Source organism: Vibrio genomosp. F10 str. ZF-129 (genome assembly GCF_000287055.2).
Taxonomy (GTDB): Bacteria; Pseudomonadota; Gammaproteobacteria; order Enterobacterales; family Vibrionaceae; genus Vibrio.
In genome coordinates, this window is the sequence record NZ_AJYQ02000124.1 from 24680 (window position 1) to 36804 (window position 12125).

Consider the following 12125-nt stretch of genomic DNA (forward strand, 5'->3'; position numbering starts at 1 on the left):
TTCTAACCCGAGTTTTACCGAGTAAAAAGAGAGACATGCGATTAAACTGACTCATTGCCAAAACGGCTTTCTGGATTCGATTTGGGCTTGCTCTTTGGTTAAACCAACATCTTCAAGTAAATGCTTAGGAAGCTCTGCCAATCTTTTTCTTGAACAAGATAGCTCATTCCAAACCGTCACTTTGATGAAGATGAACTTAACCAAGCGACTCAACGAATAACGACGGGGGCTTGATGTAATAGTAATTGAAGTATCCATATCTCTTTATCTCCGTTGATTAACCTAATTGACAAGCTGAATAATTAACCATTATTGTTAACCAGACAAACGATTGAAATTAGCAATGAGTTAAGGAAAACTAATGTGAATGAGCGAATGCCTCCTTTTCAAGGAATCTATTATTTTTATACCGCTGCAGAACTTGGCAGTTTCAAAGCCGCAGCCACTCAGTTATTTGTAACCCCCGCTGCGATTAGCCAACAAATTAGGTTGCTAGAAGAGTGGTTAGAAACAGACCTATTTATTCGTCAGCACCGGCAAGTCGTATTAACTCACGAAGGTGAAATTCTTTACCTCCAAGCTAAAAAAGGCTTTGCCCATTTGCAAGATGGTATACGCCAAGTTAATCAAGATCCCAACCCAACACAGCTGTCGATTTCTACCCTCCCCTCGTTTGCGCAGCACTGGCTCGTTCCCCGAATCGGTCAATTTAAAGAAGCACATCCAGAGCTATCAATGCTCATTGAACCGAGTAATCAATTGGTTTCATTCCTGGATTCTAGTGTTGATATTTGTATACGTTATGGTGAAGGAAATTATAAAAATGTTGAAAGTCGTTGGCTGATGGATGAAGTCGTCTATCCGGTTTGCCACCCTATTTATCAAGAAAAAAAGACCATTTATGGTATTGAAGATTTGTATAAGGCGGAATTAATTGAAGACCGCTGGCCAGATATGGATTGGAAGCTCTGGTTAGACACTGTAGAAGTGAAAGCAGGCCAATCCACGTTGCAGTACGATGGATCTCACTTTGTACTCGAGGGGGCTCTCTCTGTCCAAGGGGTTGCCTTGGTAAAACATAGTCTAGCCAGACGCTACATCGAGGAAGGGAAACTGGTTAGAATTGGGAACATCGCACTCAAGCCTAGATTTAGCTACTACCTATGTGCCCCCGCTGGTTACTTTCGCCGTGAAAAAATCCTGCAGTTTGAGCAGTGGATCAAACAACAAATTCGGATTTTCTCTCAATTAGATAACGAGAAACTCATTATTAAAGAAAGCGACTACTCTTTAAAATGGAAACAAAACTAATTCACAATAATTGCTATACTGTCTGATTAGAAGCCGACACCCTAGTCATCTCAGCGACTTCTGAGGATGATGACTACTACATATTGAGAAATTGGTATCGAATGACACAAGACAATAATCCACTTCATGGCATTACACTGCAAAAACTGCTCACAGAACTCGTGGAACACTATGGCTGGGAGAGACTCAGCCAGATGGTTAATATCAACTGTTTCAAGAGTGATCCGAGCATTAAATCTAGCCTTAAATTTCTGCGTAAAACAGAATGGGCTCGCGCTAAAGTAGAGCAGATCTACGTAGATCTAAAGCGCTAAATGTGATCACTTTCGGCTCGCACAAAGTCGCAATATGTGGAAGATGAAAAATACCAGTACCGATCTGTGAAAAGTACCAAGCAGTGAAAGGTATCGAGCCGTGAAAAAGTGACAAACTGTAGAAAACAAAAAGCCCCACTAGCTTTCACTAGTAGGGCTTTTTAGTTAGAGAATGAAACGATTATTTCTTAGCGTTTTCTTCTTTAACTTTAGCGATTACTTCTTCTGCCACGTTCATTGGACATGGAGAGTACTGTAGGAATTCCATAGAGAATTGACCACGGCCTGAAGTAATAGTACGTAGGTGACCGATGTAACCAAACATTTCTGAAAGTGGTACATCAGCTTTAATACGTACACCAGTTACGCCAGCTTGTTGATCTTTGATCATGCCACGACGACGGTTAAGGTCACCGATAACATCACCCACGTGATCGTCTGGAGTAAACACGTCAACGTTCATGATTGGCTCAAGAAGTTGTGCGCCAGCTTTAGGCATAGATTGACGGAATGCGCCTTTCGCTGCGATTTCAAATGCGATTGCAGATGAATCGACTGCGTGGAAGCCACCATCGAATAGTTCAACTTCAACGTCTAGCGTAGGGAAACCAGCAAGAACACCGTTCTCCATCATGCCAGCAAAGCCTTTTTCTACTGCAGGCCAGAATTCTTTAGGAACGTTACCGCCCACTACAGAAGACTTGAATGAGAAACCAGAACCAGGTTCACCTGGCTTGATACGGTAATCGATTTTACCGAATTGACCAGAACCACCAGATTGCTTCTTGTGCGTGTAGCTATCTTCAATTGCTTGAGTAATAGTTTCACGGTAAGCAACTTGAGGAGCACCTACAGTTAGGTCAACGCCGTATGTACGCTTAAGGATATCGACCTTAATGTCTAGGTGAAGTTCACCCATGCCTTTAAGGATAGTTTCACCTGTCTCTTCGTCAGTCTCAACTTGGAAAGAAGGATCTTCTGCAACCATTTTACCGATAGCGATACCCATTTTCTCAGAACCGCCTTTATCTTTTGGCGATACAGCAATCGAGATTACTGGCGTTGGGAATACCATTGGCTCAAGTGTTACTGGGTGCTTAGGATCACATAGAGTGTGACCAGTTTGCACGTTTTTCATACCAACGATTGCAATGATGTCACCAGCTTGTGCGCTAGTCAGTTCGTTACGGTCATCAGCTTGCATCTCAACCATACGGCCAACACGCTCAGTTTTACCTGTAAACGAGTTAAGGATAGTGTCACCCTTGTTTAGTTTACCAGAGTAAATACGGACGAATGTTAGTGCACCAAAGCGGTCATCCATGATTTTGAATGCTAGCGCTTTGAATGTTTCATCTGTAGAAACGATAGCGTGCTCGCCCGTTTCTTCGCCTTCTTCGTCCATTAGAGGTTGAGGGTCAACTTCAGTTGGCGATGGTAGGTAATCTACAACAGCGTCAAGGATAAGTTGCATACCTTTGTTCTTGAACGCAGAACCACAGAACGTTGGGAAGAATGCGATATCACGAGTACCTTTACGGATACAACGTTTGATGTCTTCGATAGAAGGCTCTTCACCTTCCATGTAAGCTTCCATTAGATCATCGTCTTGCTCTACAGCAGTTTCGATTAGCTCTTCACGGTATTGCTCTACTTCATCAACCATGTCCGCAGGAACATCTTGAACTGAGTAGTTTTCAGGAAGACCAGTGTCATCCCAAACGTAAGCTTTACGGCTTAATAGGTCTACAACACCAACGAAGTCATCTTCGCGGCCAATTGGTAAAACCATAACTAGAGGAGTTGCACCTAGAACGTTTTTAACTTGGTCAACAACGTTAAAGAAATCTGCACCCATACGGTCTAGTTTGTTAACGAAGATCAGACGAGATACTTCTGATTCGTTAGCGTAACGCCAGTTGGTTTCTGATTGAGGTTCAACACCACCAGAACCACAGAATACGCCGATACCGCCGTCTAGTACTTTTAGAGAACGGTAAACTTCAACGGTGAAGTCAACGTGTCCAGGAGTATCGATAACGTTTAGACGGTGGTCATTCCAGAAACAACTTACAGCTGCAGACTGGATAGTAATACCGCGCTCAGCTTCCTGTTCCATGAAATCGGTAGTCGATTCACCATCATGAACTTCACCAGTTTTGTGGATCTGGCCAGTAAGTTTAAGGATACGCTCAGTTGTAGTGGTTTTACCCGCATCAACGTGCGCGAAAATACCAATGTTTCTGTATTTTGATAAATCAGTCATCGTTTTACTCTGTTAATAGGATATAAAATGCGCGCAGAGTATACCACAATCCGTCAAGACTGATACCCTTGCGTGTACGAGATGATAAAAAACTTTTATAGGCTACTGCTTACCTAAAATCAATCATAAATATGCAATTGATACATTTTTATTATATTTACTACTCTAGATAAGCGATATTGAGCATAGTCTATTTTGACTTGCTCTGATTTACAAACCTAATTGTTGAATATGTTTTATAACTCATCAAAAGCAGCCAAGGCGTCTGACAATTTTTTAACACCGTGGAGTTGCATACCTTGGATGCCGTTTTTCGGCATATTCGCCGCGGGAATAATCGCTCGCTTAAAACCGTGTTTAAACGCTTCCATTAAGCGTTCTTGCCCACTGGGTACAGGGCGAATTTCTCCTGCAAGCCCCACCTCACCAAAGACAACGACATCTTTTGGCAACGGTCTATCTTTAAAGCTAGATAGCAATGCCACCACCAACGCCAAGTCGGCACTGGTTTCTGCCACTTTCACGCCACCAACGACGTTGACAAACACATCTTGATCGGCCATTTGTAATCCGCCGTGCTTATGCAATACAGCTAGCAGTAGTGACAGTCGATTTTGATCCAAGCCAACAGACACCCTTCTTGGGTTAGCCAGCTGTGAATAGTCGACAAGAGCCTGAATTTCCACTAAAAGTGGACGAGTGCCTTCCCAGACCACCATGACTGAACTGCCTGACGTTTCTTCTTCACCGCGAGACAAAAAGATAGCCGACGGGTTGCTCACCTCTTTCAAGCCTTGCCCTGTCATCGCAAATACGCCTAACTCATTAACTGCGCCAAAACGGTTTTTATGGCTGCGCATGGTTCTAAAGCGACTATCAGCGCCACCATCAAGTAACACCGAACAATCAATAATATGCTCAAGTACTTTAGGACCCGCTAGCGTACCGTCTTTGGTCACATGGCCCACGATAAACACGGCAACGTTATTCTGCTTAGCGTAACGCGTTAACATGGTCGCAGACTCTCTCACCTGAGCAATACTGCCAGGCGAAGATTGTACATCGGCAACATTCATCACCTGAATGGAATCGATCACCATAATTCTCGGCTGCTCTTTTTCGGCGATTTGACAAATTTTATCGACATTGGTTTCTGACAGCATCTTCAAATGTTCTTTAGGCAATCCTAAACGAGAAGCCCTCATAGCCACTTGTTGCAATGACTCCTCGCCCGTTACGTATAACGTCGGCATTTGAGCAGAAAGCAAACACATTGTCTGAAGTAACAATGTAGATTTACCTGCCCCAGGATTACCACCAATCAAAATCGCGGCACCAGGCACCACACCACCACCGAGTACACGATCAAATTCTTTGAAACCGCTGCTAAATCGTGGAACTTCTTGCAAGTCGATTTCAGAGAGAACTTGCACCTTTGATTCGGAACCTGCTCCTGCATAACCAGACAAGCGCTCATTACGAGCGACCGTTGGTGAAGCCGCTATACGAATCTCGGTGATCGTATTCCAAGCGCCACACGCATTGCACTGGCCTTGCCAGCGAGGGAAATCCGCACCACAATCATTACAAACATATGCACGCTTTGCCTTAGCCATGTTTCCTCAATTTACTAAACTGACAACACATAATTTACTAAACTAACTATGGAACCCTTTGTTAAACTATGTGACATCTTAAGTGATTTTTAACATTATATAATCGTCAGCCAAATTAACATAAAGGCTAAAGATTTTGGTAAATCTGTCGATGTTATTGCAACGGAGTACTTTAACAGAAAACTATGCAGCAATCTGAAATTCTATCTATCGCAGAGAGACTCATCCCCGCTTATCATTCGGAGGATTTCGACTACCTTTTATCTCAAATGACAGAAGATGAATCCCCGTCGGCTAAGTTGCTGGTCAAGATGGAATTGAACCGGGTGATGGCCCCTTGCACCAAACCCATCGACTTACGTGGACGAGTTCAGGGCGAATGCCGAGAATATGAACTCGACGGACTGAAGCACTGGTTGGATGATGTTGCCTTTAACGCATACCACAAAAATGTTAGAAAATTCAGAGGCTATACTGAAGGCGTTTGGGAAGCGCTGATCAACACCAAAAATAATTTTCGGGTGATGAAACAAAATGGGGTTCCCACTCAAAAAGAGTTGTCGGCTGAAAGCACCCCTTTTCATGTTGAACCCATCACTCTAGGGTATGACCTGAAGCGACAAGAAAACCGTCTCAAGGTGTATTCTCAAGTAGAGATTCAACTACAAAACAAACAGATTGTTCACGCCGTAAGTATCGACCTGTCGCCTTCCGGTGCAAAGTTCAAAGTGCCAACGGCATTTAATTATAAACTGGGCGAACTGATCCGTGTTTCATTTGTTGAATTACAAAAATCCTCTGAAGTAGAAGATATCCATCTTCCGCTCGATTACCGAATTGTCGGTATTGACGATAGCTATGAAAATGACGCCGTTAAATTCATTCGAACCCTCAAATTGTCAGATTCCGACGTTGTCGATAAAGTCATTGAAGAATCGCTGCAGAACAGTGCACAAAAAGTGCGTCACGATAATCAAGATAAGATCATTCGCGCCCGCACCCGTGGTTACGAACATACCTATTTAAAACACACCTGTAATTTACCGGTGTTTTTTAGTGGCAATGAATTGAAGCTCGTCTTGATGACTGAGAACAACTTACCCATTTGGAACTACTGGCAAGACGAACGAAACCAGCAAGCCCTCGGATCTTTGTTCCACGAGCAGCGCATGTCCTTGTTAACCACAGAAGGAATCCGTGGTTGTAGCAATACCATTTATTCGTTTACTCATGACCATGATGGAAAGTCACTGTTTTTTTCAATGATGATGCCAGAAGCAACCCGAGAAGAACGCCAGTTATTTTGGCATGTTGGGGCGAAAAGAAAGAGCTGGAAGGCGTTTAAGCTCTCTATTTTTGAGCTTTCAGATCCAGAATGTCAACAGCTATCACAGCACGCTAATGAGCTAGGTATTGACACTGAGCCACTGTCTCACTGCGGCATTCTCCAGGAAATATCCGATACAGATTCCGCAGCTGATTATCTTTTTACTGAGAAACCGAAACTACCGAGTAAAGCACTCAATCGATTTAGGCACACTCGTCGTGTCACCGGAAACCCGACCTCTATCTACTTTGATGCAAAATCTCGCCGTAAAGAGCCTCGCTATCATTTTAAATCGCCCATTGAGCTAACCATCGATCTAGACAGCCCAATTACTGGACATACCATCGATCTATCCAAACATGGCTTGAGCATTCAATTAGATAAACCTAGCGAACTACGAGCGAATGAAGCATGCAGCATCAATCTACGTGAGCTTCAACTATACGATAAGTCCTTGCCACTGAGTGACGTTCAATACCATATTATTCGAGTTAGTGCAGACAACTTAAAGATTCAACTCAGCATTGATGAGTCGACGAGTAATTTAAGTACGATCGCGTTCTTTGATCGATTGATCAAACATAATCAGGCTAAGCTACCCAAAAAGAAAGAGTTGTTACCCAGCAATGAATTGCTTGAAGGGCTGCATAACATTCTGCTTGATAAAATGGTGAGCAATCCTGTTTTTGTTGAGAAAATCAAAGGATCATTAGTACCAATGGTGATTGGTGTTAATTATCCTCTTCCACCTCACTTGATGTTGATGGCTCGCCTCGGTATTGCGAAGCAATTTTCATTAGAACCGATTTACAAAGGCCGAATGAATACACTGCTTTCTGTACCAATGAAACGTATTGAAGGCGCTATCCCTCAATACCATGAGATTTACATCTCAGCCGTCATTTTTGGTCATCGTATTCAATCACTACAGACTAAACTCAGCAGTGAATTTGAGAACATCAGAGAAAGATTAATTTTCATTAAGAAGGCAATGGCCGTCGGAGATTTCTACGTGCTCAGAGTATCCGGCGCTCCAATATTTGAACCTTTAACCAGCCTGCTTAAACAGGATATTGAAGAACTGACCCAAATCAGCATGCATCAAGCAAGAAAACTAGAAAAGGAAATTAGCGCTACTGTTGGTTACGGAGAAATCGTTGATATTACTGAGGAAGTATTGGTCAGACTCGAGCTGACTAAATAGTTTCGTGAAGACAAGGTCGGTTCGCTAAAACAAAGTAGGTTCGTGGAGACAACGTGGGGGCTGCATAAATAGCTTTATATAGAGAGGACATTTTAATCTATAGAAAACCTTAATCTACAGAAAACAAGGCCAACTAGAAAAAGCAATCGCGAAGATATTTCCCCTCGCGATTCCTAGTTCACACCAATAACAACGAAATATTAAGGCTTAGCCTGCCAGCTCAGTTTTTGTTGCTTGACTAAACCCGCAGATAGGATACACAGCACACCACCAAGACCGGCAAATCGAACCGCAGTCTGAGCAGCTTGTTCTACTTTAGGTTTAGCATGGTAAGCCACACCCAGCCCTGCCGCATTCATCATGACCAGATCATTCGCCCCATCGCCCACGGCAACAGTATTATGAATCTCGATGTCATATTTTTCAGCCAGCTCAAATAAAATGTCCGCTTTCGTCTGAGCTGAAACCACATCACCGATAACCTGGCCTGTTAGCTTGCCATCAACAATCTCTAAGGTGTTAGATTGAGCATGATGAAGGTTTAACTCCTGGCGCAAATAATCAGAAAAATAGGTAAATCCTCCTGAAGCAATGGCGGTTTTCCAACCTAATGCATTCAATGTCGTCACTAGCTCTTTTAAATCTGGCATAAACGGGAGGCTTTGACGAACAGATTCCAAAATAGATTCATTCGCCCCCGCTAGCTTAGCCACTCGCTGACGGAGACTTTGCTCAAAATCGAGTTCCCCTTGCATTGCTCGTTCGGTGACTTCCGCCACTTCTTCTCCCACTCCTGCCAATATCGCAATCTCATCAATGCATTCGATTTGAATCGCGGTTGAATCCATATCCATGACGATCAAACCAGGGCTAGAAATATCTGGGAGTTCATCTAAAAGGGCAAAATCTAACCCCAATGAAATAATGATATCTTGATGTGCTTGAGTCAGAGCTCCTGACATCAAAGCCACCTCGTAATGACCCACTTTCCAAGTTTCAACAATTCGAGTGTATGTACCCGTATAGGTATCAATGTCGTCAAAATATTGAGGGGAAAGGTGCGAAGCAAAGATAATCCAATTCGCTTTAGCTTTATCCTGCTGATTTGAAAAGCGAGTTTCAGGTAGTCGCTTCAAAAGAGTCGTGTGTCGCCTGATTGGTAGAGTCTTTAACGTATCCATGTTTTAATCCTTAAAATAACTCCATAACGTTACCCTATTGCAATTTGAAAACGCAAGTATCAATATTAACGAACGCAAAATAATTCTGTTTAGGAATACCATGAATCAATCATTATTTTCATTTCGAGTAGCAGTTAAGGCCATCGCTGTGCTTATGCTGCTTGCCATGGTTTCCGTTATCGCCATCAATAGCGTCAAAATAAGCCAAGGCAATGAACGAATTCAACAGAATCAACTCGAAACACTCACCAAGATATTAATCTCTCAAGCGTCGCTTTCCGCCGCTGAAATGGTGATGCAAGAAGATCAAGAGAAGCTATTAACCCTCGCCAATCAACTCGCGCAAAACCCGCTGGTCTTTGACGCTACACTCTACAGCACCGAAGGTATTAAACTCGCTGCAAGCGATGAGGCACTGACGGCGAGAGAAGTGCTCGGACTTGATACGCCATTATCTACAGCAAGAATAGGTCGTCAGCAACTCGTCGAGCCTGTTATGCATGATTCCAGTATTATCGGGTTTATTCGTATTACTTTTGAAACAGGCCGAGTCACGGCCATTTCCGATCACCACTACCGGAAAAGTGATCGTTACATGTACACGATGATATTGATGAGCTTTATTGGCGGTCTATTAGTGCCAATATTGATAAGAAAGAAACGAAAGAACAAGGGTGAAAACTTGTTACTCAGTGGGCAATAATCATCATTATACTTTTGACATAACAGTTAACTACCTTAAGCACTTAACCACGGTCAGAACTTAGGTTCGTGATCTAAGCCGTGGGTAGAATCAATCATTGCCAAACAAACAGCCGCACAAATACAAATAAAAAACCTCAGTGTTCAAACTGAGGTTTTTTCATTTTATGCTAAAAAATGGTTAGTCTTCATCGCCTAGCAAAACGGAATCCAAAGCAATTTCCATCATTTCATTAAATGTGGTTGCACGTTCATCTGACGTGGTTTGTTCACCGGTTTTGATGTGATCCGATACCGTACAGATTGCTAGCGCTTTGGCGCCATATTCTGCCGCCACACCATAAATTCCAGCCGCTTCCATTTCGACGCCAACAATTCCGTATTTATCCATTACGTCGAACATGTCTGGGTCAGGAGTGTAGAAGAGTTCTGCTGAAAACAGGTTACCGACTTTGACATCGATACCACGTGCTTTTGCTGCCTCTTCAGCAGCTCTCACCATTTTATAATCAGCGATGGCTGCGAAGTCATGATCTTTAAAGCGAATACGGTTTACTTTAGAGTCTGTGCACGCGCCCATACCAATCACAACATCACGCACTTTAATATCTTCGCTAACCGCACCACAACTTCCGACGCGTATTATCTTCTTAACACCGAAGTCTTTAATCAGCTCTGTTACGTATATAGAGCATGATGGAATTCCCATGCCATGCCCCATCACCGAGATCTTACGACCTTTATAAGTGCCGGTGTATCCATACATACTGCGAACATCACAGACCTGAACAGCATCATCTAAAAAAGTCTCAGCAATGTATTTAGCGCGCAGTGGATCCCCCGGCATCAAAACAACATCTGCAAAGTCACCCTTTTCAGCATTAATATGTGGCGTTGCCATAATCTATTCCTTCTTCAATCTCTATTTGAATTGCTAATCCAATTGTTAAGGGCTCTTCAACAGAGCCCTAATCCATGATTACAAAAAGTTTTTACCGTATTCCATTGGAGAGGTTTCAAAGTACGATGCCAAACTTTGGCCTATGTCAGCAAACGTATCTCTAAGGCCCAATGAACCGGCTGGTACTTTTTGGCCATAAACGATAACGGGGATATGCTCACGCGTATGATCACTGCCTGGCCAGGTTGGATCACACCCATGATCTGCCGTCAAAATAAGAATGTCATCTTCTTGCATTAACTCGATAACTTCGTTAATTCGCCCATCAAAGTACTCTAAAGCCGCCGCATAGCCTGCGACATCTCTTCGGTGCCCGTATGCAGAATCAAAGTCAACAAAATTGGTGAAGACTATCGTGTTGTCCCCAGCCTTTTTGATCGCTTCTTTTGTTGCTTCGAAGAGCTCTGGAATTCCCGTTGCTTTGGTTTTCTGAGTTATCCCGCAGCCCGCATAAATGTCAGAGATTTTACCAATAGAGTGGACTTGACCGCCTTTTTCATCCACCAGTTTTTGTAACACAGTTGGTGCCGGTGGCTCTACCGATAAGTCTCGGCGGTTACCCGTACGAGCAAATTCGCCCGCTTTCGCACCAACAAATGGTCGCGCAATCACTCGGCCAATGTTGTACTCTTCAAGTTCTTCACGAGCGATCTGGCAAAGCTCTAGTAACTTGTCCAAACCAAACGTCTCTTCATGACAAGCGATTTGGAATACCGAGTCACCTGATGTATAGAAAATCGGTAAACCTGTCTTCATGTGCTCTTCGCCCAAGTCATCAAGAACCTGAGTCCCTGATGCATGGCAATTGCCTAAGAAACCAGACAAACCAGCACGTTTTAGAATGCGATCTGTTAGCTCCGTTGGAAAGCTGTTTTCTTTATCTGTAAAGTAACCCCATTCAAATAACACAGGAACACCAGCAATTTCCCAGTGACCTGAAGGCGTATCTTTACCTGATGACAGCTCAGCGGCATGGCCGTAAGCACCAATCACATCAACACTGCCTTCAAGACCCGCAGCAAACTTACCGGTCGACTCTTTGTGCGCCATCGCAAAACCAAGCTTAGACAGGTTAGGCAGTTTTAATGGTCCACTACGATCGGCATTATCCGCTAGCCCTTTACTGCACTGCTCTGCAATATGGCCCATGGTATCCGAACCAACATCACCAAACTTATCCGCATCGGCAGTTTCACCAATACCAAATGAATCTAATACTAAAATAAATGCTCTTTTCATTTTC

The 12125-nt window shown here is 43.3% G+C and carries 10 protein-coding genes; 4 read left to right on the plus strand and 6 right to left on the minus strand.

Features of this window, described 5'->3' with window-relative positions; genetic code table 11:
• Positions 1 to 51: 51 nt before the first annotated feature.
• Complete coding sequence (locus A1QO_RS16345; RefSeq protein ID WP_017035763.1) at positions 52 to 258, minus strand: DUF1127 domain-containing protein; 207 nt, start codon at positions 256 to 258, stop codon at positions 52 to 54.
• A gap of 105 nt (positions 259 to 363) precedes the next feature.
• Here A1QO_RS16345 and A1QO_RS16350 point away from each other — a divergent pair, with 105 nt between their 5' ends.
• Together A1QO_RS16350 and A1QO_RS16355 are read left to right on the plus strand one after the other, a co-directional pair.
• Entirely contained in the window at positions 364 to 1311 is a 948-nt protein-coding gene (locus A1QO_RS16350) for a LysR substrate-binding domain-containing protein (protein ID WP_017040334.1), read from the plus strand.
• Between the two features lie 101 nt (positions 1312 to 1412).
• The gene (locus tag A1QO_RS16355; RefSeq protein ID WP_017040335.1) at positions 1413 to 1625 is read left to right on the plus strand and encodes a VF530 family DNA-binding protein; all 213 of its coding nucleotides are present in this window, start codon (positions 1413 to 1415) and stop codon (positions 1623 to 1625) included.
• Between the two features lie 181 nt (positions 1626 to 1806).
• On the opposite strand, the gene fusA is transcribed toward A1QO_RS16355, so the two are convergent.
• The gene (gene fusA / locus A1QO_RS16360) at positions 1807 to 3891 is read right to left on the minus strand and encodes an elongation factor G (protein ID WP_017040336.1); all 2085 of its coding nucleotides are present in this window, start codon (positions 3889 to 3891) and stop codon (positions 1807 to 1809) included.
• A gap of 236 nt (positions 3892 to 4127) precedes the next feature.
• On the minus strand, positions 4128 to 5507 hold the full coding sequence (gene radA, locus A1QO_RS16365) for a DNA repair protein RadA (protein WP_017037356.1): 1380 nt from the start codon (positions 5505 to 5507) through the stop codon (positions 4128 to 4130).
• 185 nt (positions 5508 to 5692) lie between these two features.
• Here radA and A1QO_RS16370 point away from each other — a divergent pair, with 185 nt between their 5' ends.
• Entirely contained in the window at positions 5693 to 8038 is a 2346-nt protein-coding gene (locus tag A1QO_RS16370) for a PilZ domain-containing protein (protein ID WP_017035768.1), read from the plus strand.
• Positions 8039 to 8238: 200 nt separating this feature from the next.
• Here the strand turns inward: A1QO_RS16370 and serB are convergent, their stop codons facing one another.
• Entirely contained in the window at positions 8239 to 9219 is a 981-nt protein-coding gene (gene serB / locus A1QO_RS16375) for a phosphoserine phosphatase (protein ID WP_017035769.1), read from the minus strand.
• Between the two features lie 100 nt (positions 9220 to 9319).
• Here serB and A1QO_RS16380 point away from each other — a divergent pair, with 100 nt between their 5' ends.
• The gene (locus tag A1QO_RS16380) at positions 9320 to 9922 is read left to right on the plus strand and encodes a YtjB family periplasmic protein (protein WP_017035770.1); all 603 of its coding nucleotides are present in this window, start codon (positions 9320 to 9322) and stop codon (positions 9920 to 9922) included.
• Positions 9923 to 10102: 180 nt separating this feature from the next.
• Here the strand turns inward: A1QO_RS16380 and deoD are convergent, their stop codons facing one another.
• Positions 10103 to 10822, minus strand: coding sequence for a purine-nucleoside phosphorylase (gene deoD / locus A1QO_RS16385; protein ID WP_017040337.1), 720 nt, complete (start codon positions 10820 to 10822; stop codon positions 10103 to 10105).
• 78 nt (positions 10823 to 10900) lie between these two features.
• Complete coding sequence (locus A1QO_RS16390) at positions 10901 to 12121, minus strand: phosphopentomutase (protein ID WP_026026526.1); 1221 nt, start codon at positions 12119 to 12121, stop codon at positions 10901 to 10903.
• Positions 12122 to 12125 lie beyond the last annotated feature (4 nt).

What these genes read in the sequence shown, in the direction of transcription:
- A1QO_RS16345 (WP_017035763.1), bottom strand. Translation starts at nt 258, where the DNA reads ATGGATACTTCAATTACTATTACATCAAGCCCCCGTCGTTATTCGTTG.
- A1QO_RS16355 (WP_017040335.1), top strand. Translation starts at nt 1,413, where the DNA reads ATGACACAAGACAATAATCCACTTCATGGCATTACACTGCAAAAACTG.
- fusA (WP_017040336.1), bottom strand. Translation starts at nt 3,891, where the DNA reads ATGACTGATTTATCAAAATACAGAAACATTGGTATTTTCGCGCACGTT.
- radA (WP_017037356.1), bottom strand. Translation starts at nt 5,507, where the DNA reads ATGGCTAAGGCAAAGCGTGCATATGTTTGTAATGATTGTGGTGCGGAT.
- A1QO_RS16370 (WP_017035768.1), top strand. Translation starts at nt 5,693, where the DNA reads ATGCAGCAATCTGAAATTCTATCTATCGCAGAGAGACTCATCCCCGCT.
- serB (WP_017035769.1), bottom strand. Translation starts at nt 9,219, where the DNA reads ATGGATACGTTAAAGACTCTACCAATCAGGCGACACACGACTCTTTTG.
- A1QO_RS16380 (WP_017035770.1), top strand. Translation starts at nt 9,320, where the DNA reads ATGAATCAATCATTATTTTCATTTCGAGTAGCAGTTAAGGCCATCGCT.
- deoD (WP_017040337.1), bottom strand. Translation starts at nt 10,822, where the DNA reads ATGGCAACGCCACATATTAATGCTGAAAAGGGTGACTTTGCAGATGTT.
- A1QO_RS16390 (WP_026026526.1), bottom strand. Translation starts at nt 12,121, where the DNA reads ATGAAAAGAGCATTTATTTTAGTATTAGATTCATTTGGTATTGGTGAA.